The organism is Paenibacillus sp. FSL H8-0259 (assembly GCF_037963255.1).
Classification (GTDB): Bacteria; Bacillota; Bacilli; order Paenibacillales; family Paenibacillaceae; genus Paenibacillus_AQ; species Paenibacillus_AQ phytohabitans.
In genome coordinates this window covers 3509589-3535453 of record NZ_CP150147.1, presented here as the reverse complement: position 1 = coordinate 3535453, position 25865 = coordinate 3509589, and the positions used below count along the sequence as shown (strand labels likewise).

Here is a 25865-nt window from a genome sequence, read left to right as displayed (position 1 = left end):
GTTACCCCCTGCTTCGTGTCATAAATTTCATCAACAGCTCCTGCGATGCATCCTTCCGCTCCACTTCCCCGCTGATGCGCCCTTCGCACATCGTGTAGATCCGGTCACACATCCCGATAATTTCCGGCAGCTCGGACGAGATGACCAGCACGCCTTTACCTTCTGCCGCCAGACCGTTAATAATCGAGTAGATTTCGTATTTAGCGCCAACATCAATCCCGCGTGTAGGCTCATCCAGGATCAGAATATCCGGCTGGGCATAGATCCATTTGCTGAGCACCACCTTCTGTTGGTTGCCGCCGCTGAGATTGACGGTCTTTTGCAGAATGCTCGGCGTCTTGATGTTCAGCTTCTTGCGGTATTCCTCGGCGACCAGCACTTCCTCATTCTCATTGATCACCCCGCGGCGTGAGAGCTTCTTCAGATTGCTGAGTGAAATGTTACGTTTGATATCGTCAATCAGAATGAGGCCGTATTGCTTGCGGTCTTCAGTGACGTAGGCTAGCCCGCTTTCTATTGCCTGGGTAATATTGTTAAGGTGTACCTCTCTGCCGTGCATAAAGGTCTGTCCGCTGATCCGCTTGCCGTAAGACTTCCCGAACACGCTCATGGCCAGCTCCGTGCGTCCAGCGCCCATCAGCCCGGCAATGCCGACAACCTCGCCGCGCCGGATGTGCAGATTGATCTGATCCAGCATTTTGCGGTCCTGCTGGGTGGGATGATATACTTCCCAGTTACGGATCTCGAAGATGGTTTCCCCCAGCTCCGGCGTCCGCTCCGGATAACGGTTCGTCAGATCGCGCCCGACCATGCCCTTAATAATCACATCTTCAGTGACTGCATCGCGCTTCATATCCAGCGTCTTAATGGTCTGCCCATCCCGCAGAATCGTTACAGAATCCGCTATCTTCTCGATTTCGTTCAATTTGTGGGAAATGATAATCGAGGAAATCCCCCGCTTCTTCAGCTCCAGAATGAGCAGCAGCAGGTTCTCGCTATCATCCTCGTTCAGCGCCGCCGTCGGTTCGTCGAGAATGAGCAGCTTCACTTCCTTGGAGAGCGCCTTGGCGATCTCTACGAGCTGCTGCTTGCCGACGCCGATCGTTGATACTCCGGTAAACGGCGATTCCTTGAGACCGACGGTTGTAAGCAGCTCCTTGGTCTTCACCGTCGTTTCGTTCCAGTTGATCACCCCGCGCCGCGCTTGCTCATTGCCGAGGAAGATGTTCTCCGAAATCGACAAATACGGAATCAGCGCCAGCTCCTGGTGGATAATGACGATGCCCAGGCCCTCACTGTCCTTAATATCCTTGAACTGGCATACCTGCCCCTGATACAAAATATCCCCTTCGTAGGTGCCATGCGGATACACTCCGCTAAGCACCTTCATCAGCGTGGACTTGCCGGCCCCGTTCTCCCCGCAGAGGGCGTGGATCTCGCCTGCCTTAACCTGCAGATTGACATTCGCGAGCGCTTTAACGCCGGGAAATGTCTTCGTAATGCCTTTCATCTCCAAGATATATTCACTCAAGTGTCTCTCACCCAGCTTTCCTTGTGACTGTGCAGCGGCTGACGGCGGCTGCCCTGAATCCTGGCTGCCGCCGTCAGCCGCTAAATAACTGCCATATAAGCTGAACTTAAGAAGGATCTCTTCCTGCTTCTTAAGTTCACTCTGTGCAGCCGGTTACTCTCCCAGCTGATCTTTAGTATAGTAGCCGCCGTCTACCAGCACCTTGTCTACGTTGCTTGCATCCACAGACACTGGCTCCAGCAGGTAGGACGGAACGATTTTGACACCATTGTCGTAGGTTGTGGTATCGTTGACTTCAGCTTCCGTACCCTTCAGCACGCTTTCGGTCATCTCCACCGCCTTCTTGGCCAGCTCACGGGTATCCTTGAATACCGTCTGCGTCTGTTCTCCGGCCAGAATGGATTTCACGGAAGCCAGCTCGGCATCCTGTCCGGTAACTACCGGAAGCTTCTTGTCTCCCGACCCGTAGCCCACGCCCTTCAGGGAAGAGAGAATTCCGATGCTGATACCATCGTAAGGAGACAATACAGCGTCGAGATTATCGCTGGCATAGTTGGCGCTCAGCAGGTTATCCATCCGCGCCTGGGCAGCGGCACCGTCCCAGCGCAGCGTAGCGACCTGATCCATCGTAAGCTGCTTGCTGCGGACGACCAGCTTGCCGGAATCGATATACGGCTTCAGGATGGACATCGCCCCATCGAAGAAGAAGTATGCATTGTTGTCATCCGGCGATCCGCCGAACAGCTCGATATTGAACGGTCCTTTGCCGTCTTTCAGGCCCAGCTTCTCTTCAATGTAGGAGCCTTGCAGCACGCCCACCTTGAAATTATCGAAGGTTGCATAGTAGTCTACATATTCACTTTTTTTGATCAGACGGTCATAAGCGATGACTTTGACATCCGCATCATGCGCCTTCTGCAGCACATCCGTCAGGGCCTCTCCGTCAATTGAAGCGATTACAATCGCATTCACGCCTTTGGTGATCATATTCTCAATCTGGGATACCTGGTTCTCCACGACATCCTCGGCATACTGCAGATCGGTGCCGTAGCCCAGCTTTTCGAACTCCTTCACCATGTTGTTGCCGTCATTTACCCAGCGTTCCGAGGATTTCGTAGGCATTGCAATGCCTACTTTGCCTTTGGACGCATCTGTGCCGCTTGATGAATTCCCGTTGCTGCCGCATGCGGATAAGATAAGTACGAGTGTTAGTAGCAATGTGATCACTGAATATTTTTTCATTCCTGCACTACCCCCTGGACTATTCTGTTGTCTTCCACGGGTGCTCCCGTGTGACATGTTGAGTATAGCAACGGAGGCCATGGGGCGTATTTACACTCAGACTACTGTTTTTATAAAAATCCAACTTTTGTAATACGAGGGCACAACAAAAAACCGCATGCAGCCCGGAGGTGCACACGGTTAAGGGTTGAAGCAATGGAGTTATACGGGCTGATTCAAATCGCTTAATGCCTGCTTAATCTCTTCCAGCTCCTGCTTCAATTGGGTGAACAGAAGACGGTTACTCTCTGCAGTCTTGAGTTTGAAATTGGTCTTGCTCAAAAAGGCCATATAAACACCCGAAATTCTTCTGGTGATATTCTCCGCTTCCGCAGGTCCTGAGGATAGCCTGAAAAACTGATTCATCTGCTGTCTGGTCAGCTCGGTGAACGCAAATTTCTCCAGACACGACTCCAGAACTGCGATGCTGCCCAGTGCAGCTTGTCTATATTCTCCGGCTGTTCCGGCATTGCTCACAGCATTGACTTCTTCCAAGTTGCGCACCCCTTGCGGTATGTATATATGAATATCCTACTCTTTTCTGGGCCTGCCGTCACTCCCATTCTCAGGCTGCACCCCTTTGCGGAACTGCAGGGGCGACACGCCGGTCTGCCTCTTGAAAGCTGTGCTGAAATAATGCTGTGTCTCATACCCCGACTGCTCAGCCACCTCATGGATGCTCAGCTCTGTTGAATGCAGCAGCTGGGCGGCCCGGCGGATTCGTATTTGCGTCAAATACATGCCGAAGGATTCGCCCAGCTCCTGCTTGAACAGGCGGCTGAGATATACAGGTGACGCCAGAAGCTGGCCGGCCATCCCCTCCAGGGTAAGCCCGTATTCGCTGTAATGCTCCTGTATATACTGCTTCGCCCGGCGGACGAGCGGTGACAGCGGCTGCTCTTTGGCCAGCGCCACCCGGCAGCTCCGGTAGGCTGAAGCCAGCTCAGTAATCTCCCCCTGTACAAGCCGGGTGCCGACTTCAACAGCAATTTTGAGATTGCTTCGCACAGCACCTTCTACCCCGGCAAATACCTGCTCGCCTGCGTCATCCCACAGCAGTGCAACGACCAGTCCGGCGGTGTCCCGGAAGATCACCTTGGTATAAGGCTCCAGCAGCTCCGTGATGATATTCTCGATCGCGAACAGGAACAGCTGGCGTTCGTTCTCCTTCATCCCCGGATGCTGGCCCTCCCATCTCCAGCGGATAATGCCGATCCGCTCCGGCCGCTGCGGCGGCAGCTGCAGGAATTGCAGCTGCTCCCTGATCTCCGCCTGGCTCAGATTCCCGTCCAGCCATTCCTGACAGAAGCGCTCGCGCAGCAGCGGGAAATTCTTCTGCAGCTGCCGGGAGGCCTGCTGCAGATGCTGGCTCTGCTGCTTCTCCGATTCCAGCTCATCCCTGACACCCCGGAGCACCTGCATCAGCTGCTTCGGCTCGGCTGGCTTCAGAATGTAGTCATTCACCTGCAAACGGATCGACTCCTGGGCATATGAGAATTCATCATGGCCGGTGATGACGATGATTTTGCAGCCGGGCAGCTGTTCCCTCAGCCGCTTCATTAGCTCCATGCCATGCATAATCGGCATATTAAGATCCACCAGCGCAATATGAATGGAATGCTGCACCGCCAGCTCCAGCGCCTCTTCCCCGTCCTCTGCCTCAGCAACCACAGTCATACCCAGACTGTCCCAGTCCACACATTGCCGGATGCCTTCGCGGATGATCCCCTCATCATCGGCAATCATTACTTTCCATTTGTCCAGCATGTTCGGATATCCTCCTCTTCCTTAATCCTTCGCAGGATAACTGTCACGGACCACCGGATGCCGGACAGTTACGACCGTGCCGCTTCCGGGTTCACTCTCAAGTGTAATTCCATACGGCTTCCCGTAGGTCAGTCTAATCCGTGCCTGCACGTTCAGAATTCCGTAGCCGCTTCCCGCGCTGTCCGGCAGCGGCGCTTCTGTCTCCATATGCCCGCTGTCCTGTGTTCCTACAGCCTCAAGCCGCTGCTTCAGCAGACTCAGCCGCTGCGGAGTGATCCCTGCACCGTCATCACGAACTGTAAGGTATAGCTCATTCTCCCTTTCCACGACTTCTATAGAGAGATGTCCGGGACCGCGGCGTTCCTTAATGCCGTGATAAATCGCATTCTCCACCATCGGCTGCAGCAGCAGCTTAAGCACATACAGCTCCTGAAGCTGCGGCTCCACTTCGATGGAATATGTCAGCTTGCTGCTGTAGCGGACATGCTGGATCTTCAGATAGCTGACGATATGCTCCAGCTCATCGGAGAGCGGGATCATATCGCTCCCTTTGCTTAAGCCCAGCCGGAACAGCTTGGACAGGGACTGCACCACCTCGGCAATATCCTCCGCCCCCTTGCTGCGGGCCATCCAGTGGATCGTATCCAGCGTATTGTAGAGAAAATGCGGCTTGATATGCGCCTGCAGACTGCGCAGCTCCGCTTCCCTCTTTTGCCGCGCCTGCAGTTCTGTCAGAGACAAGAGCCGGCCAATCTGGGCCAGCATGGTATTGAAGCTGCGCCCGAGCAGCCCGATCTCATCAGAACGGTTCCCCCAGTAGCGGATCGTCAGATCGCCCGACTGCGCCTTGCTCATGAAGGAAGCCAGCTGTCCGATCGGACGGGATATGGAATATGCGAGATAGAAGGAAGCCGTCATCCCCAGCATACAGACTACAAACACGAAGGTTACGACATTGAAGGTAATCTCGCGTACCCCAAAGGCTGACTCATCCATCGGAAACACACCCATCGTTGTCCAGCCTGTAAAAGGAGAGGTCCGGTAGATCAGCTGCAAATGGCGGCCGTCCACGATTTCCGAGGTGATACCCGAAGACTCGGTGAACAGGCCTGCCGGAATCTTTTGCATAAATGGGTGCTGCGGCGCGTAGATCATCTCCCCGTTGTCGTCCACCACCGTCAAGTAGCCTGTCTTGCCCAGTGTGACATCTCTGGCTGTCTCGGCAATGACCCGCAGCTTCAGGTCGACCAGCACCACTCCCTGCACAACCTGCGTTTCAGGATCAACAATTGCCCTTACGGCAGAGACCACCTCGCTCTCCTTATAATCCACATGGGACATTACAGCGCGGCCGTAAGGATGCCCGACAATCTTGAAGATCCCCTTGTTCTCCGCTGCCTGCTTGTACCAGGCCTCCTCCGTCAGCCGGGTACCGGAACGGGTATACATCTCATTGCTGATGAAATCGCCTTCACTATTGACCAGCATTATCCCGGCAATCTCGGAGCTGAGTGTAGTGAAGCCCTGCAGAAACTTGCGGATGTTATATTCCGCCGACTCCCCGTTGCCCTCAGTACTGCCTCGCTGCCCGTTACCCGTCACATTCCCCTTCAGAAATTTCTGCACACCGGGGTCAAACGAAATCAGATAGGTAATCTTCTGCAGATTCTCTACATCGCTCTCTATGGCCGTATTCACCTTGCCGATCAGCTGCACCGTGTTCTCGTTGCTCTGTTCCTCCACGATCCGGTCAACCGTCCAGCCAATCAGCAGCCCCAGCCCGATGGAGGGCAGAATGCTGATCAGCAAAAAATGAATAATCAGCTTGTAGCGGATCGGCATATTATTCAGCTTCAGCTTCTCCATGTTCAGGCTGCCCTTGCGCATCACATGCTCCCCCTCTGCCGCAGCAGCAGCCTACTTGGCATAATAGTTATCCACGTTCACCCGTGTGACCACGTCTATCCCTGTATCGACCGTATCCGGCACGGGCACGGGCTTATTGTTCGCATACGCTTCAGGGTCCGCTTCCAGATCACGATGCAGATGAAACAGCTCTGTCAGCGACCAGTAGCCCATATTCCAGGTCCCCTGCGCCATGGTTGCCGCAATCTTGCCTTCCTTCACCAGATCGAGCGTGCCCTTATCGGTATCGAAGCTGATAATCTGCGGTGCAAGGCCGCTGCCTAGAGCAGCATCCACCGCCTCTGCCACACCGATCCCGCCATTGGATTCCGTGGCAAAAATCCCGGCCAGCTGCGGGTACCCGGCCAGCAGCTGCTCGGCAGCTTCCCGCGAGGCCACCTGGTCTCCCCGGCCATCTTTGACGGCTACAAGCGTCATCTCCGGATACTCGTTTCGGATAGTATCCCGGAAGCCATCGGTCCGCTCTTGATGATTATGCTGATCCGGTGTGGTGATGATGGCCACTTCGCCTTTGCTGCCGGTCAGCTCAGCCATCTTATGTGCGGCCTGGGTCCCGGCATTGTAATTATCCGTTCCCAGGAAGGAATAAGCCTTGCTGTCCGGCGCTCCCGAATCAAATAATACCACCGGAATGCCGGCCTCCACCGCCTTGTTGATGGTCGCCGTGAGCAGCTTGGAATTCACCGCCGAAATCGCAATCCCTGCCGGCTTCTTGGCGATGGTCTGCTCCAGCACGGTCATCTGTTCATTGGCATTATGCTGGGTCGAGCCGTGGTATTCCACGGACACATTAAGCTCCTCTGCCGCATCCTCGAAGCCCTTCAGCACGCTTTTCCAGTAGTCGATGCCGATCTGGAACGTGACCATCACATATTTATCTTCAATATTCCCGCGCAGTCCGGCTGTCTCCCACGGGTCCGCCGAATCCCCCTGCTGCTTGTAATTCAGCACATAGATCAGGAAGATACCGATTAGCAGTACATAGACTAGCCAGAGCTTTTTCACATATGTAACCCCTTTCAAAAAAAGAAGTAAAGGACATCGTCCGCTTGCCCTGACCGATGTCCAGTCTAGTCTAAAGGCTTAGCAGGCTTTCCGTCAATTACGATCCGCTTGTTTGATCTGCTTCGGCTGGAGCATCAGTTTGAGCATCGGTTAGGCGGTCCGGAAGCCTTGCTCTTAGAATTATGAATCTGATGCGACATTTTATGTCGTACCAGCTGTTTTATACTGGAACAGTAACATTCAAATTGCTGAAATGAGGACAACACAAATGGTAAAAACAAAGCGCGGACGGGTACTCTGGACCCTGCCCTCCCATGGCCGCGGCACCTGCCCGGTCTGCGGAACAACCAGAATTAAGCTGCTCTACACAAAAGTAAAGTCTGATGGGGGAACCCTGAAGGTCTGCAAGCGCTGTGACAAGGCTCCACAAGCCAAAGTAGATGCCGTAGCCAAGTAAACACAACCCGGATGTCCGCCCGGCTTCATGCTTCATGCATGGATGTCCGGGCGGCATCTTTGCCTTGTTGCGGTGGAAGTTCAGCAGACGCTATACTGAAATCTGACAGAAAGGAGCGGAGCCGCATGAGCCATATTCACCGTATTCAGTGGTTTGACCAGCAAATCAGAAATGCCTGTTATCCGAACAGCAATATTCTTGCGGAGCAATTCGAAATCTCCAGGCGCCAGGCGCAGCGGGATATTGAATATATGGCGGAATCTCTGCGGGCTCCGCTCCGGTACGTGGCCAGCCAGCGCGGGTATATGTATGAGGATAACAGCTTTGTCCTGCCTCATCTGTACATCACGGACGAAGAGCAGCAGGTACTGAAATATCTGGCTTACCGGTACAGCCATTATGATTATGAGAACGGCCAGACTATCCGGAGAGTCGGTGGCCTGCTGGAACGGTTCACAGACCAGCACTTGCAGGCGGGGGAATACAGGCTGCCTCTGTTTGAAGTAAATGCCCGGCGTCTGCAGGTTATCGGGCTCCTGGAACAAGCCATTCAGGCCCGTAATGTAATTCACATCCTCTGCCGGAAACAGCCTGACAAACCACAGGAGCTATATCTCTGTCCCCTGAAACTGAGCCGCCGTCTGGATGAAGATTATGTGCTTGCTGCCATAGAGGGGAATTCCCGGACAGAGTTTTTTAACTTGACTGAAATCCTGCAGCTGAAGCTGACGGACAGATATTTCGCAGCGGACGATGAATTCTCAGCCGCTCCGCCGGAACAGAATAGACAGCTGAAGCCGTTCACAGCCAGAATCCGGCTAAGCGGGATGCCTGCAGATTCCTCATGGGGAGGGTATACGATTCGGTCCGCTGATGGAGAAGTCTATGAAATCGAATTTTTTGACACGGAGGCCTTTGTGGGGCAGCTGTTCAGCTCGGAATGGTCCGAAATCCTGTCCCCCAAATGGCTGAAAGAGAAAGTAAGAATCAGATGCCAGAACGTACTGAATCTGCTGAATGAACAGGAGGGCCGGAGTGATCATTAACGGAATACAAATGAAGCGCGAATCCAAATCTTTTACCGATGCCCTCTATGCCGTTCTCACTGCCGCCGGGTTATTCCATGGACCCACATTCATGCTCTCCGGGCTCAGCGGTATGGCCTTCAAATTCTCTGTGCATGAGAAGCTCTTCCCCTTCTCCGTTACTGCTTATGGACAGTGGGGCAAAGAGCATGGACCTGCCATCGATAACCTCGGCATCCTTACCGGACATAGCGGAGGCAGAACAAGACATGATTCGTTCGCCGTATATCAGCAGGCCGCCATTGAAGATGTGAAGCATAGTCTGGACCGCGGACTCGCCTGTGTCTACTGGATACCGGAGTTCGGTGTTATTCACGGCTATGATGAGGACGACCGGGTGTTCTATGTGCAGGATGGATCGTCCATCGAGACCCGTTATGTGCTCTATGATAATTTCGGCCTCAACATTACCCCGTTCTGGTATTGCCAGTATATCGGAGATAAGGTGGATATTCCGCTGCGTGACGCAGTACTGGAATCACTGAGGCTCGCCCTTGAGGATTGGGAGACTCCGTACAAAACACTCCCCGATCCAAGCATTGCATCAGGCAGACTGGCTTACAGCTTCCTGATCCGGGCTCTTCAGCAGGGAGAGTTCGACAGCAGCGGGGCCGTCTATATTCTCGAATCTTACCTGACGGCGCGCTCAGAGATCACGAGTTATCTGCAGGAGGTTGAGTCCGTATTGCCGGGCCTGAATGAGGTACACAGTATTTATGCTGAGCTGGAAGAGATGGTGCGCGGGCAGTTGAAGGTTGCACTTCCGTTGACTAACAGCAACCGGGCGCTGGTACACCAGCAGCTTCCCTCACTCTGTACCACCCTGCAGCAGGCGCTTGAGCTGGAGGAACGCGCGATGCAGCAGCTTAGAATTATCTCCGGGCGGTATCCGGACCGGAAACGTTCAATTATTCCAAGATGGGGGGCGCATACGGCCAGATGATGAACAGAACAGAATTGGATTCAGTACCGGCGGCCGTGCATCCTCCGCAATTGTCTCATTCTTATGTAGATGCCATGTACCAGGTTCTGTCGGCTAACGGCTGGTTCACAATGCCCAAATATATGTTATCCGGAATGACTGCCTCCTGTTTCCGTCTGTCCGTGCATAGGCAGCTTCACCGTGACTCACCTACGGCTTATAACTGGATGGCTGAGCACACGGTGGCAGCAGATTTAATCGGCATTGTTACTGCACAAGCGGCAGGGTTTCATTTCACCCCTACGTTTCCGCTCTATCAGAGACAGGCTATCCTGGCAATCCGCAAATCGCTTGAGCAAGGCACAGGCGTCATCTGCTGGAAAGATAACTTTGTGGTGATAACCCGCTCCGATGATCAGAAGCAGGTATTCTGCTACAACGAAATATCTTCAAGAGCAGAGCTGGAGCTGCCTTATGAGCAGCTGGGAAGAAATGCGGGCCCTTATTGGCACTGTCAGATCATCGAAGGACAGATCCGGAAGGACATACGGCAGGTGATCAGAGAATCCTTCATTCAGGCTGTATACAAGGCAGAGGTACACGATCCGATGCTGCCGGAATCGCAGTATGCCTGCGGACTGCAGGCTTATGATGCCATGCTGGATGCCTTGACAGGCAGATCATATGATGCTGCCGGTGCATATGAAACCTTGGTGTTCTATGCTGCCAGTAAGAAGGACGCGTCCAGCTACACCAGAGCAGCCTGCGAATATTGGCCTGAGCTCGAGTCCACCGCCAGCCATTATGAGCATCTCTCCGCTGTCTACGGTGAAATCACAGCTCTATTAAGCCCGAACGCGTCACTTGCTCCAACTCTACGGCAACAAAGGCTGCTTCCTCTCGTCAGAGAGGCTAAGCATACCGAGACCGAAGCGATCCAGTCTATCCGCCTGCTGCTGCGCGAGCCGATCGAGAACCGCTTCCATGATGTGGGGCTGCGCTGATTATAGCCAATCCGGTTAGAACATTAAGCCCTCGGCATACTTCTCCCCTTCCAGCAGGTCATACTCGATCAGGCGATAGTCATCCAGCAGCTCCTGCTGCCCGGGTGTCAATTCACTCAGGATTCCGCTGCTGCCGGTCCCGACCAGCACATTCTTGCTGAGACCGGGGATTTCTTCCTGCACCTGCTTCAGCAGCTTGTAATAGGCAGGCAGCGGCTGGCCGGATAGTCTAAAGACGGTCGGGCCAAGGAAGGCCGGACTAAGTGTGCCCAGCGGCTCATTACCGATCTCATAGTTAGCCAGAATCAGCAGCTGTGTCTCGTGCTTCAGCCTAGGCTCCTGATCCCAGCCAGCCTCTGTATAGATCCCGGCGGTCAGCGCCGGCAGATGGTCACCCCAGAATACAGCAATGGTCGGACGTTCAATCGTCAGCAGCTCCTGCTGCAGATAAGCCAGTGCCTCGTCAGTCAGCTTAGTATCCTGCACATAGGTTTCCATCTCGTCCTTCTGTCCCGGCTGTCCGCCTTCTACGGTAATCGTATTCGGTCCATTCAGACCTTTGGTGAACGGGAAATGATTCTGCATCGTCACCAGATGCAGGAAGGCCGGCCCGGACGCCGACTTAAGCTCGCGGACAGCCTCCTGTACAGCAGCCTTGTCGGAGATATAGCCATCCGGGGTGAGGCGGTTAGCCTCCGGCAGATCCTTTTCACTGATGAAGCTGTCAAAACCAAGTACCGGATAGACACGGTTGCGGTTATAGAAGGTCTCATCGAACGGATGCAGCGCCAGTGCCTGATAGCCCCGCGATTTCAGAATACTGACGATCGACGGCAGTGAGGACATTTTGACAATGCGCTGTTGATAGGGAATGGTTCCGTCTCCAAGGAAATACATCGACAGCCCGGTCAGGGCCTCGAATTCAACATTGGCCGTATTGCCGCCGAATTCCGGTGACAGCAAATAACCAGATGGAGTCTCCCCCGCCGCCGCATGAATGAATTTCAGCGGATCTTCGCTTAAGGCATACCCCGGCAGACGCGTAGGATCAAAGAAAGCCTCATCCATCATAAACAGCATATTCGGCTGTTCCTCAGGACTGGCTGCCGCCGGTTCATCCGGCAATGCCGAATACTTGGCTGACACCGCTTCAACCGCTTCACGGCTGTACCCTTCGGGCTTCTCCAGCAGGCTCTGGCGCAAATTCCCGGCAAAAGCAAATATGAATCCGTTCTGCGTATAGTTCACCTTCTGGTTCCAGAAGATGTTCTGGTAGTTCATAGCCGTAACAACAGATGAATGGCCCGAGACAAGCACAAGAAAACCTGCGCTCAGCGCCACAGAGATCCCGCCCAGGCTTAAGCGCAAAGGCAGGTTGATTCTGTTCCTGGGCAGCTTGCGGATCATGTACGCCAGACCAACAGCCACTAATATTGCGGCTATTACCGCCAGCGGTGAGATCATTCCTTTGGTAATCTTGCTCATTTCACCGGCATTTTTGACCAGCATGAGATCCCATGGAAAAAGAGGTTCGCCCCTCGTAACAAGCTTCTGATAATCGGCAATACCCAGCAGCAGACATAGTACACTGACAACCGCTGGCCCCGCATATGTATTAGGCAATATCACTGAACTTAAGAGCAGGATGAAGAAAATGAACAGGCTTCCTGCACCATACAGCCATGGGTACCTGCCGATCCACTGCAGAGCACCCGTCAAATTCATACTAAAGGAAGCCGCCTGCAGGAAATAATTCAGCACAAATCCCCCGGCCAGCAGGACTAACAGCAAATAAGACAAACGTTTGGAAGGCAATAACCGCGACAAATGGATTCACTCCTAACTGGATTAAAGGAGTAGTATACGCCTTTTAGCTTAAAGCCGCCTTAAAATTCAGTATCCAAAAGAAGTACATCTTCGTATTATGCACCTTACAGCCTCTTCCATAATCCCCTGATACGAGTTTATCAGCATGGTATTTCACGCAAAAAAGAGCAGCGAACTTCGCTGCTCTTCATTCTGCTATCTCTACAACTATATAAACTGAAAAAAAGAATAAACAATAAGCAAAAGGACCGGAGGGGAAATTTGGAACTGTAGGAGCGGTAGCGTCCGCCTTTGTCACCGGATTTCAACCGCGGGCAGCGGTATATATCAAGAAATCTGGGGACAACAGCGGCCGGAAGTCCAAATCTTCACCGCAGTGACGCCGAAGCTTTATGTTAACCTCTGAAATTCAGTTTATACCCCCCTACTTCACATACAGGCGGCTAGTCTCCTCCCAATACTCTCCCGGCTCCAGACCAAACAATCCGATGTCATCGGCAGGAAGATCTACCTTCGGTGCATTAACCAGGTTGATCTGCGGCTCCGGACAGAAGAATCCTTCAGTAGATCCATTGTTCCAAATCATCCACTGCTTATACGAGGTTCCCACATCATACACCAGCGTAACGCCGGCTTTGCTGTCGGTAAGCTCCATGCGGTTGCGGCCGTTCTGGGCTACAGCGGTATAGTGGTTGTCCATTGGCGCATAGAACGGATACAAGCCCTCATCACGCAGTGCCACTTCATCCGCAGTCAGCTCCTGGAATTTGCCGGTCGGCAGCATCCGGTCGCTAAGCTCCCAGCGCTCGCCGATAGTCAGCTTCATGCGGTAATCCTGCGGCGTACTGCCGGGTGCGAACGGTGCATTAATGGCAGTATGGAACGCCAGCAGACAAGGCATCAGCTCTGCACCGTCATTATGGACCAGCAACTGCTGGGACAGGCCGCCTTCTCCCAGAGTATAGCGCAGCTTGACGGTGTATTTGAACGGCAGATATTGATAAGAAGGATGATTCTCATCCACCTTAATCGCTACAGTGACGAAGCTTTCGCTTTTGCCGCTGCCGAATTCTTCGACCTCCCAGGCCGCTGTATGTAGGAATCCGTGCAAATGGTTGCCAGTCTTGGCTTCATTAACAGGGAAACGGTAGGTTTGTCCATTCCACGGGAACTCTCCATCCTCATAACGGTTCGGCGGGAACAGTACAGGGATACCGTGAATCCCGGGGCTTGCCTTGAAGGCTTCCATTTCCTCTGCGCCTGGCTCATGCAGGAAACGGTAACCGCTCTCAGTATCACGGAAGCAGATCAGGTTGCCTCCGATGCCCGGCAGAACGGCTGCCTCATAACGTCCGGCCTTGAGCCAGACTGCGGCTTCTCCCTCATATTGTCCTTCAAATGCAGTAATCGACATAATAATTTTAATCTCCCTTCCATAAGCTCATAATGACTCTCTCATAGATAGAGTACCACATCTGCCGGATCGGCAACATGTCAATTTTACAGCTGTTCCACTTCGACGCTCATCACATGCTCAATTTTCTTCACATCGTAATAGATTTCCGTAGCATAATCACGGTCCGGTGCGGAGATCACCATATCAATCATTTGTCTCCCGTCTTCGAGATCCTTGATCTTCATACGCCGGATCGTCCGGCCGGTTTTACGTGTTTTACGCTGCTCGGCAATGATATGGCGCTGCTCAATTTTCTGGATCACATCGGTTAGAATATAGTTCGGTTCCATGATGATTTTAATCGATATCTCATGTTTGTTCAGCACCTCCGGGCCGATGGCCTTAATTAGCAGGGGCACCGCATTTACCGCGAACATAAGCAGCACCACTGCATAACCCGCTTCTACATAGAATCCCGCGCCGACCGCAATCCCGATACCGGAAGCCGTCCAGATGAGCGCCGCAGATGTCAGTCCCGAAATCGCATCTCCGCCTCTGCGCAGAATGACGCCTGCCCCGAGAAAACCGATCCCGCTGACAATCTGCGCCGCCAGCCGCATAGGGTCCATGTTGGGATGCTCCGGCCCGCCGAATTTATCATAAGCATGGATCGAGACCAGTGTCACCAGACAGCTGGCGATACTAATGACCATACTGGTCCGGATTCCCAGCGGTTTCTGTTTTAATTGCCGGTCAATCCCGATGAACAGCCCGAACAGCATGGCCACAAGCAGCTTCACAATCGATTCTGTGTGTAAATCAATGTTCATTGTTGTCCTCCTCTCCATGACAGATAGAATCAGTATACCTGAAAATCACTGCAATCCTTACTGTAATTTTTCGCAAGCTGATTTCAAAAGAATAAACGGACGTCAGCACCTCTGCAGCCGGTCATCAAACGGTTTCTGATGAGCTCCGGCAAAGGGACAACGTCCGCTTCAGTTAAAGGCTGCACTTCACACATTATATGAGTGTTAAAGTACGATTAGAAGAATCAGCCATGCAGCAGCGACTCTGCCCCATCGCAATAAATCTCGGTTCCTGTAATATGATCCGAATCCGCAGAAGCCAGGAACAGCGCCAGCTTGGCTACCTGATCAGGTCGCCCGGGCCCCTTCTCCAGCGGCTGTCCGCCATCCGGGAATTCAACCTCGATCTGCACTTCCTTGAGATCATCCGAAGGGTACGTATTGTCATCAATGTTGGTGGTGATCGCACCAGGACAGATGGCGTTTACGCGGATTTTGTACTGGGCCAGCTCCAGCGCCGCCATTTTCATAAAAGCGACCTGCCCGGCCTTCGTGGTGCTGTATGCCGAGAATCCGATGTTGGAGAATACCCGGTTCCCGTTGATGGAGCTGTTGATCAGGATACTGCCGCCCTGCTCCTTCAAATGGGGGATGGCATATTTAACCGTAGCGAACGTACCGCGCAGATTGATCTGAATGGTCTGGTCCCAGGACTCGATATCCATCGTCTCAATTGGTGTCATCGCACCGTTGATTCCGGCATTCGCGAACACGATGTCCAGCTGTCCCCACTTGGCAACCACCTGCTTCACGGCGTCCTCCACCTGCTGCGGCTCGGCGATGTCGCATTCGAACACAGCGGCTTCTCCGCCTTCCTGCACCACCTGATGTGCGACCTTCTCTGCGTTCTCCACAGTGCGGTCCAGAAGTGCCACCTTGGCTCCGTTTCTGGCGAACTCCAGCACCGACGCCCGGCCGATCCCCGATCCGCCTCCGGTTACGATTGCTACTTTGCCTTCCAGTTTCTTAGTGGTCATAAGTGTAGTCTCCTCCCAAGGTCGTTGTTATTGTTCAAGTCAAGTTCTCTCCTTAAACTTTACCTCTCATACCGCGTAGTGAATCGGCTGCCCTGCTGTTTTGCCAATCCTCATTTGGGGATATAATTTAAGAAGCAATAATGAAATTGACTTTAGACATGCCTTTATTTTCTACACAGAGGAGATTATTACTCATGATGAACCATAATGAAGAGATTCGTGATCAAATCTGCGCTGCAGTCTCCGGACTCTCTTCCGAGACTTTGAACCGGAAGCCAGCCGAAGGCAAATGGTCACCTGTGCAAGTACTGGAGCATCTGTATCTGATGGCAAAAGCGATCACCGCCGGGATCATGCAGGCGCTTGCTGCCACGGAAGAAGCTGTCACAGAGCCGAAGCCCTATCAGCTGACGCTGGACCGCAACCGGTTCATTGATGCCCCGCCCCATCTTGTGCCGTCCGAGGAATTCATCCCGCTTGGCGATGTACGGGCCCGGCTGGACCAGTCCCGTTCTGACCTGAAGACGGTGCTGGCCCAGAGTGAAGAGAGCCTGTGGAACCGCAAGCTGTATCCCCACCCGGTGTTCGGCCCGATGGATGTCGCCCAGTGGGTGGATTTCATCGGCATTCATGAAGAACGTCATCTGGCTCAGCTGAAGGAAGCCCTGGATGGAATTTGACCCCATTCTCTGCACCATTAAAAAGTAAAGACAAAGACACAACAATAAAGGCTTGAGCAGCTGTCCAGCTAACAGACAGCACTCAAGCCTTCTTCAGTTCAATCCCTGCTTATCCCAGCATCATCCGGTCATCCGCCAGCTTATGGCCGCTGATGGCTTCGAATTCACCAAGCAGCCGCTCTACCGTCAGATCCTTCTTGCGGGATTCATCAAAATCGAGAATGATCGATCCCTTGTCCATCATAATCAGCCGGTTGCCTAAACGGATGGCCTGATCCATGTTGTGGGTGACCATCAGTGTAGTCAGCTTCATCTCACGGACAATGGATTCCGTAAGCTTCGTGATCAGTTCAGCGCGCGAAGGGTCCAGCGCAGCTGTATGCTCATCCAGCAGCAGAATCTGCGGCTGGGTGAAGGTCGCCATCAGCAGGCTAAGCGCCTGCCGCTCGCCTCCGGAGAGCAGCCCTACCTTGGCGCGCAGCCGGTTCTCGAGGCCAATGCCCAGCTTGCTGAGCTGCTCACGGAACAGCGTGCGTCTGGCCGCATTCACCCCGAAGGACAGCCCGCGGCTCTGGCCCCGCTTATAAGCCATGGCCAGGTTCTCCTCAATGGTCATATGAGGCGCCGTACCGGCCATCGGGTCCTGGAAGACCCGGCCGATCCAGCGTGCGCGCTGGTACTCGGCCAGATTGCTGATCGAGCTGCCTTCAATGCGCGCTTCACCGAGATCCGGCTTCATGACACCGGAGATAATATTCATCAGTGTCGATTTACCGGCCCCGTTGCTGCCGATAATGGTCACGAAATCTCCGGCGCTCAGTTCCAGATCGATGCCCAGCAGGGCAATCTTCTCGTCAGGTGAACCCGGGTTGAACAGCTTGGATACATTATCAAGCTTTAGCATCGGCTGCCCCTCCTTTCTTGCTGCTGCGCGTCAGCTCCGCAAGCTCTTCAGTCCGTCTGCGGGCCATCGTCTTCTGCTTCAGGAACCGCTGAACGGACGGGAAGACGAGGGCGATGATAACGATAATAGCCGTAATCAGCTTGAGATCCGAAGCCTTGAGCCATGGCACCCGCAGAGCCAGCGCCACAACGATCCGGTAGACGATGGAGCCGAGCACTACGGCCAATGTAGCGCGGAAGACGTTGCCCGCACCGAATATCGCTTCCCCGATAATTACCGAAGCAAGCCCGATAACAATCATGCCTATACCCATGGATGAATCGGCAAACGTAGAATATTGGGCGATCAGCGCACCCGAGAGGGCCACCATTCCGTTCGCAAGACTGATGCCGAGAATCGTAGTAGTATCCGTATTGACACCGAAGCTGCGGATCATCCGGGAATTATCTCCTGTAGCACGCAAGGCAAGTCCAAGGTCTGTACGCAGGAACAGATCCATCAGAATCTTGACCAGCAGAACCACAAAAGGCATAACCAGCAAAGGATTAATAGAGCTGAAGAGGGATACCTCACCCATTAAGGAAACATTCGGCCGCACGAGAATCCGCAGATTGATGGAATATAGCGCAATCATCATCAGAATCCCGGATAGCAGGCCGTTGATCTTCCCTTTAGTGTGCAGCAGACCTGTACACATGCCTGCAGCCATCCCTCCGAGCAGGGCACATACTGTTGCCAGCAGGGGAGAATATCCGTGGGTGATCATGACTGCGGCAATCGCGCCGCCGGTGGTGAAGCTCCCGTCTACAGTTAAATCCGGGAAATCAAGAATACGAAAGGTAATATACACCCCGAGTGCCATAAAAGCGTACAGCAGGCCCATTTCCAGGGCCCCGATTAATGAACTATACATAGATGACTTCCTCCCTCAAGCGGCAAAGGGCGCCCGCATTGGAAACGCCCCGTTATGATATCTGTATGTTATTGAATAATGTTATTGTCAGGATCTGCAACTTCAGCCTTCATAGCATCCGTTACTTCAATGCCTTGTGCTGCTGCCGCTTTGAGGTTAAGAATGAGGTCCAGCTTCTCTTGCATCGTTATTTTCATGTCGCCTGGACTTGTGCCGTTCTTAAGCACTTCCACTGCCATTTCGCCAACCTGGTAGCCATGGTCATAGTATTTGAAGCCCACAGTGGCAAAAGCACCCTTCTCCACCGTATCACGGTCTGCCGAGAAGAACGGCAGCTTGTTGTCATTAGCCGTCTGAATAATCGTATCCACACCGCTTACGACAGAATTATCAAGTGTAATATAAAGGGCATCCACACGTCCTACAAGGGATTCAGCTGCCTGCTTCACCTCTGAAGTATTCGTGATAGCCGCCTTCACCAGCTCAATTCCATGCTTGTCCAATTCTTCTTTGGCGATATCCGCCATAACTACTGCGTTAGGTTCACCTTCATTAATGACAAGCCCCAGCTTCTTCACATCCGGGAACTGCGTTGCGATGAAATTCATCAGTCGTGTAATTGACTCAGGGTTCGTATCGGATGCGCCGGAGACATTGCCGCCGGGATGTTCCAGGTCGCTTACGAGCTTGGCATCCAGCGGATCAGTGACTGCCGCGAACAGAATCGGCGTATCCTTCACTTTCTGGACAATGGATTGTGCGGACGGAGTGGCGATCGCCAGCACCAGATCATTCTTGTCACCCGCAATCTTCTGGGCAATGGACAGGTTGTTCGCCTGATCCGCCTGGGCATTCTCCAGATCCACCTTCAAGTTCTCACCTTCTACGATTCCGGCATCCTTCAGTGCCGCCAGGAAGCCTTCCCGTGTAGCATCCAGCGACGGATGTTCTACATACTGTGAGATGGCAATCGTGTAGGATTTGGTGTCCGCAGAACCGGTGTCTGCCGGAGCGCTGGTTGCGTTTGCCGGAGCATTTCCTGCATTGGATCCATTATTTACGGCTGCATTATTGTTACCGCAACCTGCTGCTACCAGCATCAAGGACATACTCAGGCCAAGCCAAATGTTCTTTCTCTTCATCAGATAACCCCTCTTCTTTTACGGATTCAGCGCGCGAACCTGGGTTAGCGGTTCAGCATTATCGCTTTCATCTTTGAAAGCATTAAAGCAAAAGCCCGCACCATTTCCGCATCCACTGCCGCAATCTATTAAACATATATTATATGTAGGTTGATTTTCCGTCAATCATTTATCACGGCTCCATATTTTACAAAAAACGCACAATGGGCTGATGTTTCGACAAGAACAAGCCTGTTGCTCTTGACATTGATTGCTAAACCCTTTTCCACATAAAAAAAGCCGCCCTGCACAAACTTTACTTAAAGTTTGAAGATGGAGCGTGCCAAATGCCAATAATCAATTCATCCAAAACTGCGGCCACAGCCGCAGTGCTTACTGCCGTCATTCTTGGCTCAACCGCCTGCAGCTATTCCAGCAAGGACACTACCCCGAAGGTGAATTCGGTTACGCCAACCGGAACATTTGCCGGGAGCTACTATGAGAAGAATTCCATCACGGACAAAGAAGGCAAGTATTGGATTCCGCTGAAGCCGGCCGCTGCCTCCATAGGATACAGAATGAAAGACGACACCTCAAGCGGAGGATATACCAAGCTGGGCTACAGCGATGTAATGTACATGCTCCGTCTGGATTCCAGCCAGGTTTTCTCCCTGGGGGAGAAGATCACCCTGCCGGACGTTCCCATCCGCCGCGAAGGTCAGATCTACATCACGCCTAATGCATTGTCCAAGCTGCTGCAGACCGAGGTTGGCTGGAATCCAAGCACCGGAGAGATCAATATTGCTGCCCCCTCTGACAGGGATACTACCGCCAATGCAGGTGCAGGTGATGCAGCCAAACCGCTGCGGATCCAGAGCGTCTCCAATGTGGATACCGGTGAACTGATCGCCTATGCCAAGAAGTATCTCGGCGTACCCTACGATTTCGGTGCCGGACCTTATGAGGAGACCAAACGGTTTGACTGCTCATCCTTCACCCGTCATGTATTCAAGAAATTTGGCGTAGATCTCCCGCGGCTGGCCAAAGATCAGGATAATATCGGCAGACGCATATCAAGAAGCGAGCTGGAGCCCGGGGATTTAATTTTCTTCACGGTACCCGGCCGGTTCGAGAGCGACGCCATTCCCGGTCATGTAGGCATCTACATGGGGGGCGGCAGTTTCATTCATACTTGGGGCGATCCCGGAGTACAGATCAGTGACCTGGACAGCGGGTACTGGAGTAATGTTATTCTGCACATGCAGCGGGTGTTATAATCCCCTAAATACAACAAATGCAAGGAAGGTTACGGGCTTCTGCCGAAGCGCCGGACCTCCTTGCATTTTTTTATGCCACCGCCATTATCCGGCAGTATACTATTCCCAGTTCTTACTGCGCCCGCTTAAGCGGAGAACCAGCTTCACCAGCTCCACAATCACCACTATCGCCACTGCAGCCCCGCAGACAATTCCCCACTGCAGACCGCTAAGATGCTCCACTCCGAACCATTCATTCAGCCCGGGAATGATAATAACCAGCACCAGCAGAAGTCCCGAGATGACCGAAGCCCCCAGCATGTAGCGGTTGCTGAACAAGCCGATCTGGAACAATGACTTGGTATTGGATCTGACATTGAAAGCATGGGTAAGCTGCAGCAGTCCCAGCGTAGCAAAGGCCATCGTGACTGCAACGCCTTCGTCGTAATGGGTATGTGCCCAGTAATACACCAGCAGGGTCAGTGCCGCCTCAAGCAGCCCTTGATAGATGATTCCGATCCCCACGCCTCCGGCAAAAATACTGCTGCTTGATTTACGCGGTTTCTTCGACATCACATCATTATCCGCTTTTTCCAGTCCGAGCGCGAGCGCCGGCAGGGTATCTGTGACCAGATTAATCCACAGGATATGAATCGGTTCAAGAATCCGCCAGCCGATCAGCGTCGCAATGAACAGGGTCACCACTTCCCCCAAATTGGCCGACAGCAGGAACTGGATCGCTTTGCGGATGTTGCTGTATACCTTGCGTCCTTCTTCGACAGCAACGACAATCGTAGTGAAATTATCATCGGCCAGTACCATGTCGGATACGCCTTTGGCCACATCTGTTCCTGTGATGCCCATACCAACGCCGATATCCGCTGATTTGAGCGCAGGCGCATCATTGACTCCGTCTCCGGTCATAGCAACGATTTTGCCCATTTGTCTCCATGCCTTGACGATCCGCACCTTATGCTCAGGCGATACACGGGCGTACACGGAATAATCGGCCACTCTTGTGGCAAAATCCGCCTCGCTGATCTGATCCAGCTCGCGGCCGGTCAGCACTGCCTTGTCATCATCGATGATTCCAAGCCGCTTAGCAATGGCTGCAGCCGTGTCCCGGTGGTCCCCGGTAATCATCACCGGCCGGATGCCCGCCCGTCTGCATACGGCAACCGCATCCCGGACCTCCTCACGCGGCGGATCGATCATCCCGGTCAGGCCGATGAACACCAGATCCTTCTCCGTCCCCTCCGTTGAAGGATCGGAGGGCTGCTCTGCATCGTTGCGGTAAGCAAACGCCAACACCCGCAGCGCCTCGTCTGCCAGACTTTTGTTGCTGGCTGTGATCCGGCTGATATGTGCCTCCGTCAAGGGCACCACAGTGCCATTCTCTTGAATATGGCTGCATTTGGACACCAGCACATCCGGCGCTCCCTTGGTCAGCACCCGGAACCCGCCGTTATCCAGCTTATGGATCGTCGTCATCAGCTTGCGGTCCGAATCAAAAGGCAGCTCATTCACCCGCGGATAACGCTGCTCCAGCTCCCGTTTGTCAGTCCCGATGCTGAGTGCGAAGTCAACCAGCGCCGTTTCGGTAGGGTCGCCGATAAGGGCTTTACCGCTCCGGGTCCCGCCTGCTGAACCAGGCTTCGCCTCTGCCCGGGCTCCATCCGTAGCTTTCCCTCCAGCACTTTTGCCTTCGTCTATGCTGGAATCATTGCACAGGGTCATCGCCTGCAGAAGCAAATCACCGCCCGGCGTTTCGTTAAGCTTCGAATCGGCCTCGATAGTCTCTCCGCCCACATACAGCTTTTCCACGGTCATCTTGTTAAGTGTTAATGTGCCCGTCTTGTCAGAACAGATAATCTCTGTACTGCCCAGTGTCTCCACCGCAGGCAGCTTGCGGATAATTGCCTTGCGCTTAGCCATCCGCTGCACGCCTAGCGCCAGAATGATGGTTACGATGGCCGGAAGACCCTCCGGAATCGCCGCTACCGCAAGTGAGATGGAGGTCAGCAGCATATCAAGCAGCTCTCTGCCCTCCAGCCAGCCGACCACGAAGATAACGACACAGACACCCAGAATAATGAAGGTGAAATATTTGCCAAGCTCATCCAGCTTTTTCTGCAATGGGGTAACTTCATTCTCCGCCTCCGAGATGTATCCGGCGATCCGGCCCACTTCGGTATGCATCCCCGTAGCCGTTACCACACCCACACCCCGGCCATAGGTTACGCTGCTGCTCATATAAGCCATATTCGTCCGGTCACCGATCACAAGATCATTGCCCGCAAGCACTCCCGACTGCTTATCCGAGGGCAGTGATTCACCCGTCAGCGCCGCCTCCTCGGTCTTCAGTGACGCCGCTTCGAGCAGCCGCAGATCAGCAGGCACCACGTTGCCGGCTTCCAGCAGCACAATATCGCCGGGCACCAGCTCCTCGCTTTTGATCTCTGTGACCTGCCCGCCCCGGCGGACTCTCGCCTGCGGAGAGGACATGCTTTTGAGAGCCTCCAGCGCCTGCTCCGCTTTGTTCTCCTGGATGACACCCAGCACCGCGTTCAGGATCACCACCAGCAAAATAATAACGGTATCCGTCCACTCTCCGAGGATTCCCGAGAGCACGGCAGCCGCCAGCAGGATGAAGATCATTACATTCTTGAACTGCTCAATGAATTTAGCCAGCAGCGATTTAGACTTGGCTTCCTGCAGCATGTTTTTTCCGTAACGTTCCAGTTGCCTTGCCGCTTCTTCTGCAGTCAGTCCGGCTTCCCTGCTCTCCAGCTGCTTCAGCACCTCGGCCGTATCCAGAGTATGGAACAATACACCTTCTTTACTTTTGCTTTTAGCAGAATCTGAGTTCAAGTCATCCGCTCCTTCTATAATTTATTTAGTTCAAACCCTTATATGGAGTTTTACCCAAAAATAGCAGGAGAATTCTAAAAACATATGTAGATTTATCAAAGGTTGTGCCTGCCCGAACGGGCAAATCCTTTGAACCGGGTCCCCTTGGTGGACAGCTCGCCCCTGTCTCCCTCAACGATCAGACCATACGCTTTGGCCTTCACCTCCAGCTCCCTCCGGCTCCCGTTCTGGAATTCAAAGGTTACATAGTAGCTGGTGTGTGTGCCCGCATGCCCTCTGCCGCCCCAGACCTCTGTGCGTTTCGTAACAGCTGTCGCCACCCTCGACTCGAGCGGACTGGCATTATTGGTCATCCAGATCTTCAGGGCTCTGGCAATAGTGTAAGCAACAAAAACTGCGATCAGCAGCAGCACAAGCTGTAATAAATAAGGCCCTTCGGAGAAGAAGCCGCGGGAGGAACTGGCTACAGCCGAATTCAGAAATCCGTTAAAAATGCCCTCTTTATGCAAATTAAACGCTCCTTTGGTAAAAATAATTATAAAATGTTCATTTTACTAGAGAATACGCGGTGTAACGGCTCCGGTTTCGTATTTTCATGACATTTACCCCAAAAAAACAGCTCCGGAAATTTGGTCCTGCCCAGAATCCTATGTTATGCTTTAACTACAATATACAGTAAGGAGGTGTTCTCTTGATGACATATCTAGCGCGCTTACCCATTTCTAAGCTACTGAAGGCGGCCTTCATACCGGTGCTTCTCCTGACATTTCTGGCTGCTTCTTCCCAGCTGCTGAACGAACAGGAGGCTTCCGTAGTGCAGCATGCCAGACTGGAGCGTTATGAGCATAAAATGGCTCAGCCGGTACGGGTGCACAGCACAACGTTCCATTACATTCCTTCCGCGCGGGTGGCCCATCCTGAGAATCTGCTGGCGCTTCATCCGGAAGCGTCCCTGCCTCTGCTCTGTGTGTCGTTCTTCCCCATCATTTACATCATTCTGAAGCGGCTGCTGCTGTATCCGCTGAAATGCACATCACACTTTATAAGGTAAAGGCTCTCCAATAAATCCTTTGAGCGCACAACGCATTATCTATAGCAAACGAACCTACAAATTCAGGTTTCCTGCTGAAAGGAGGAAATCCATTGAAAATCAGATATAGAGGGGCTGCCCCCCTGCGCCATTCCAAAATCCTGCGCCTGCTCTCTGTTATAGGCGGGGGCTTGCTCGCTGCTGTAGGACTGGAACTGTTCCTGATGCCGCACAAGCTGCTGCCTGGCGGAATCGCCGGATTGTCTGCTCTGCTGTCACATTTAACCGAAATGCGTCTTGGCTTATTTCTGTTCCTGCTCAACCTTCCGTTCATTCTAATGTCGCGCAGGCAGATTAATCTCCGGTTTGCCCTCTATACGATGCTTGGATTAATCTGTCTGACGGCGGGCTCGCTGGCCCTTCACCACTTCCCTGCAGCCACCAGCGAACCGTTGCCTGCTGCAATAGCCGGCGGACTGTGCCTGGGCTTTGGGCTTGGCATCTCTGTCCGCTTCGGAGGCATTACCAGCGGAAGCGAGAAGCAGGGAGTCCGGCTGCTGAACGGCGGTCCGCCCAAATCTGCTGAAATGGGCATTATGCTGTTCAACTGTGCCATTCTGCTCTTCGGCGGTTCATTGTTCGGCTGGGATCAGGCTATGTACAGCATCATTGCTTACCTGCTGGCCTTTGAAGCATTGCGCTTCTCGTTAAGAGACCTATCCCTCTCCCAGGCTGTCTGGATTACGAGCAGCAACTGTGAAGAGATCCGCCGCAGGCTCCAGCAGTCACTTGACCGCGAAGTTAAACTCGTCAGGTCCACCGGTCCTGAGGGACAGCCCGGCACCGTCTTCTGCCTGGCAAGCAGGCTGGAGGAAGAGGAGCTGGCTTCCATCGTCCACGGATGCGACCAGGACAGTAAGATCGTCATCAATGCGGCCCGGAACAGCCGGATTTCCGCGCTCTTCCGTAATCACCCGCCTGGTTGACCGATGGTATTCAGCGGACAGCTTATAGCCCCTGATCAACCAAAAAGCGTTCCCGCA

23 protein-coding genes are annotated in these 25865 nt (G+C 53.3%); 8 read left to right on the top strand and 15 right to left on the bottom strand.

Going from position 1 to position 25865, the window contains the following annotated elements:
• Position 1: 1 nt before the first annotated feature.
• From mmsA to NSU01_RS14825, 6 genes are all read right to left on the bottom strand, one after another.
• Positions 2–1531, bottom strand: a complete 1530-nt coding sequence (mmsA, locus tag NSU01_RS14850; RefSeq protein WP_042136642.1) for a multiple monosaccharide ABC transporter ATP-binding protein — start codon at positions 1529–1531, stop codon at positions 2–4.
• A gap of 153 nt (positions 1532–1684) precedes the next feature.
• Complete coding sequence (gene chvE / locus NSU01_RS14845) at positions 1685–2773, bottom strand: multiple monosaccharide ABC transporter substrate-binding protein (RefSeq protein WP_076245477.1); 1089 nt, start codon at positions 2771–2773, stop codon at positions 1685–1687.
• Positions 2774–2974: 201 nt separating this feature from the next.
• On the bottom strand, positions 2975–3307 hold the full coding sequence (locus NSU01_RS14840; RefSeq protein ID WP_042136638.1) for a hypothetical protein: 333 nt from the start codon (positions 3305–3307) through the stop codon (positions 2975–2977).
• A 36-nt stretch (positions 3308–3343) separates the two neighbouring features.
• Positions 3344–4579, bottom strand: a complete 1236-nt coding sequence (locus NSU01_RS14835) for a response regulator (RefSeq protein WP_076245475.1) — start codon at positions 4577–4579, stop codon at positions 3344–3346.
• A gap of 21 nt (positions 4580–4600) precedes the next feature.
• A complete protein-coding gene (locus NSU01_RS14830) occupies positions 4601–6466 on the bottom strand; it encodes a sensor histidine kinase (RefSeq protein ID WP_076245473.1) in 1866 nt (621 codons plus the stop codon).
• 30 nt (positions 6467–6496) lie between these two features.
• Positions 6497–7510 (bottom strand): substrate-binding domain-containing protein, encoded by a 1014-nt coding sequence (locus NSU01_RS14825; protein ID WP_042136634.1) that lies wholly within the window; start codon positions 7508–7510, stop codon positions 6497–6499.
• A 268-nt stretch (positions 7511–7778) separates the two neighbouring features.
• On the opposite strand from NSU01_RS14825, the gene NSU01_RS14820 reads away from it, so the two are divergent.
• The 4 genes from NSU01_RS14820 (at position 7779) to NSU01_RS14805 (ending at position 10978) form a co-directional block, all read left to right on the top strand.
• Positions 7779–7967: a hypothetical protein gene (locus NSU01_RS14820; RefSeq protein WP_042136633.1), complete on the top strand. Its 189-nt coding sequence runs from the start codon at positions 7779–7781 to the stop codon at positions 7965–7967.
• A 125-nt stretch (positions 7968–8092) separates the two neighbouring features.
• Entirely contained in the window at positions 8093–9013 is a 921-nt protein-coding gene (locus NSU01_RS14815) for a WYL domain-containing protein (RefSeq protein WP_076245471.1), read from the top strand.
• On the top strand, positions 9003–9995 hold the full coding sequence (locus NSU01_RS14810) for a hypothetical protein (protein ID WP_256703933.1): 993 nt from the start codon (positions 9003–9005) through the stop codon (positions 9993–9995). Before NSU01_RS14815 ends, NSU01_RS14810 begins: the two co-directional genes overlap by 11 nt.
• Positions 9992–10978, top strand: coding sequence for a hypothetical protein (locus tag NSU01_RS14805; RefSeq protein WP_042136628.1), 987 nt, complete (start codon positions 9992–9994; stop codon positions 10976–10978). The genes NSU01_RS14810 and NSU01_RS14805 overlap by 4 nt, the downstream gene beginning before the upstream one ends.
• A gap of 15 nt (positions 10979–10993) precedes the next feature.
• Here NSU01_RS14805 and NSU01_RS14800 read toward each other — a convergent pair whose 3' ends face one another.
• The 4 genes from NSU01_RS14800 to NSU01_RS14785 all read right to left on the bottom strand — a co-directional run bounded on the left by NSU01_RS14800 (position 10994) and on the right by NSU01_RS14785 (position 16047).
• The gene (locus NSU01_RS14800) at positions 10994–12805 is read right to left on the bottom strand and encodes an LTA synthase family protein (protein WP_076245466.1); all 1812 of its coding nucleotides are present in this window, start codon (positions 12803–12805) and stop codon (positions 10994–10996) included.
• A gap of 424 nt (positions 12806–13229) precedes the next feature.
• Positions 13230–14219, bottom strand: coding sequence for an aldose 1-epimerase (locus NSU01_RS14795; protein WP_076245463.1), 990 nt, complete (start codon positions 14217–14219; stop codon positions 13230–13232).
• Between the two features lie 86 nt (positions 14220–14305).
• Positions 14306–15031 carry an MgtC/SapB family protein gene (locus tag NSU01_RS14790; protein WP_042136622.1) on the bottom strand — a complete coding sequence of 242 codons (726 nt, stop codon included), beginning with the start codon at positions 15029–15031 and terminating at the stop codon, positions 14306–14308.
• Positions 15032–15255: 224 nt separating this feature from the next.
• On the bottom strand, positions 15256–16047 hold the full coding sequence (locus tag NSU01_RS14785; protein ID WP_042136621.1) for an SDR family NAD(P)-dependent oxidoreductase: 792 nt from the start codon (positions 16045–16047) through the stop codon (positions 15256–15258).
• 194 nt (positions 16048–16241) lie between these two features.
• Between NSU01_RS14785 and NSU01_RS14780 the strand changes: the two genes are divergently transcribed.
• Positions 16242–16727 (top strand): DinB family protein, encoded by a 486-nt coding sequence (locus NSU01_RS14780; protein ID WP_179093553.1) that lies wholly within the window; start codon positions 16242–16244, stop codon positions 16725–16727.
• 109 nt (positions 16728–16836) lie between these two features.
• Here the strand turns inward: NSU01_RS14780 and NSU01_RS14775 are convergent, their stop codons facing one another.
• The 3 genes from NSU01_RS14775 to NSU01_RS14765 all read right to left on the bottom strand — a co-directional run bounded on the left by NSU01_RS14775 (position 16837) and on the right by NSU01_RS14765 (position 19686).
• Positions 16837–17631: an ABC transporter ATP-binding protein gene (locus NSU01_RS14775; protein WP_039298046.1), complete on the bottom strand. Its 795-nt coding sequence runs from the start codon at positions 17629–17631 to the stop codon at positions 16837–16839.
• Positions 17618–18544, bottom strand: coding sequence for an ABC transporter permease (locus NSU01_RS14770; RefSeq protein ID WP_042136618.1), 927 nt, complete (start codon positions 18542–18544; stop codon positions 17618–17620). Before NSU01_RS14770 ends, NSU01_RS14775 begins: the two co-directional genes overlap by 14 nt.
• A 68-nt stretch (positions 18545–18612) precedes the next feature.
• Complete coding sequence (locus NSU01_RS14765) at positions 18613–19686, bottom strand: ABC transporter substrate-binding protein (protein WP_042136616.1); 1074 nt, start codon at positions 19684–19686, stop codon at positions 18613–18615.
• Positions 19687–20012: 326 nt separating this feature from the next.
• Here NSU01_RS14765 and NSU01_RS14760 point away from each other — a divergent pair, with 326 nt between their 5' ends.
• On the top strand, positions 20013–20942 hold the full coding sequence (locus NSU01_RS14760; protein ID WP_076245461.1) for a C40 family peptidase: 930 nt from the start codon (positions 20013–20015) through the stop codon (positions 20940–20942).
• A gap of 99 nt (positions 20943–21041) precedes the next feature.
• Here NSU01_RS14760 and NSU01_RS14755 read toward each other — a convergent pair whose 3' ends face one another.
• Together NSU01_RS14755 and NSU01_RS14750 are read right to left on the bottom strand one after the other, a co-directional pair.
• Complete coding sequence (locus NSU01_RS14755) at positions 21042–23792, bottom strand: calcium-translocating P-type ATPase, SERCA-type (protein ID WP_305954216.1); 2751 nt, start codon at positions 23790–23792, stop codon at positions 21042–21044.
• A 95-nt stretch (positions 23793–23887) separates the two neighbouring features.
• Positions 23888–24301 carry a DUF2500 domain-containing protein gene (locus NSU01_RS14750; protein WP_231575361.1) on the bottom strand — a complete coding sequence of 138 codons (414 nt, stop codon included), beginning with the start codon at positions 24299–24301 and terminating at the stop codon, positions 23888–23890.
• Positions 24302–24486: 185 nt separating this feature from the next.
• Between NSU01_RS14750 and NSU01_RS14745 the strand changes: the two genes are divergently transcribed.
• Both NSU01_RS14745 and NSU01_RS14740 read left to right on the top strand, forming a co-directional pair.
• Positions 24487–24843 (top strand): hypothetical protein, encoded by a 357-nt coding sequence (locus NSU01_RS14745; RefSeq protein ID WP_076245458.1) that lies wholly within the window; start codon positions 24487–24489, stop codon positions 24841–24843.
• A gap of 92 nt (positions 24844–24935) precedes the next feature.
• Complete coding sequence (locus NSU01_RS14740; protein WP_042136610.1) at positions 24936–25808, top strand: YitT family protein; 873 nt, start codon at positions 24936–24938, stop codon at positions 25806–25808.
• The last annotated feature ends 57 nt before the right edge of the window (positions 25809–25865 follow it).

Bases quoted from the DNA above. Each gene is read 5' to 3' on its own strand.
- chvE (WP_076245477.1), bottom strand. From the start codon at position 2,773: ATGAAAAAATATTCAGTGATCACATTGCTACTAACACTCGTACTTATC.
- NSU01_RS14835 (WP_076245475.1), bottom strand. From the start codon at position 4,579: ATGCTGGACAAATGGAAAGTAATGATTGCCGATGATGAGGGGATCATC.
- NSU01_RS14830 (WP_076245473.1), bottom strand. From the start codon at position 6,466: ATGCGCAAGGGCAGCCTGAACATGGAGAAGCTGAAGCTGAATAATATG.
- NSU01_RS14820 (WP_042136633.1), top strand. From the start codon at position 7,779: ATGGTAAAAACAAAGCGCGGACGGGTACTCTGGACCCTGCCCTCCCAT.
- NSU01_RS14815 (WP_076245471.1), top strand. From the start codon at position 8,093: ATGAGCCATATTCACCGTATTCAGTGGTTTGACCAGCAAATCAGAAAT.
- NSU01_RS14805 (WP_042136628.1), top strand. From the start codon at position 9,992: ATGATGAACAGAACAGAATTGGATTCAGTACCGGCGGCCGTGCATCCT.
- NSU01_RS14795 (WP_076245463.1), bottom strand. From the start codon at position 14,219: ATGTCGATTACTGCATTTGAAGGACAATATGAGGGAGAAGCCGCAGTC.
- NSU01_RS14790 (WP_042136622.1), bottom strand. From the start codon at position 15,031: ATGAACATTGATTTACACACAGAATCGATTGTGAAGCTGCTTGTGGCC.
- NSU01_RS14785 (WP_042136621.1), bottom strand. From the start codon at position 16,047: ATGACCACTAAGAAACTGGAAGGCAAAGTAGCAATCGTAACCGGAGGC.
- NSU01_RS14780 (WP_179093553.1), top strand. From the start codon at position 16,242: ATGATGAACCATAATGAAGAGATTCGTGATCAAATCTGCGCTGCAGTC.
- NSU01_RS14775 (WP_039298046.1), bottom strand. From the start codon at position 17,631: ATGCTAAAGCTTGATAATGTATCCAAGCTGTTCAACCCGGGTTCACCT.
- NSU01_RS14770 (WP_042136618.1), bottom strand. From the start codon at position 18,544: ATGTATAGTTCATTAATCGGGGCCCTGGAAATGGGCCTGCTGTACGCT.
- NSU01_RS14765 (WP_042136616.1), bottom strand. From the start codon at position 19,686: ATGAAGAGAAAGAACATTTGGCTTGGCCTGAGTATGTCCTTGATGCTG.
- NSU01_RS14760 (WP_076245461.1), top strand. From the start codon at position 20,013: ATGCCAATAATCAATTCATCCAAAACTGCGGCCACAGCCGCAGTGCTT.
- NSU01_RS14745 (WP_076245458.1), top strand. From the start codon at position 24,487: ATGACATATCTAGCGCGCTTACCCATTTCTAAGCTACTGAAGGCGGCC.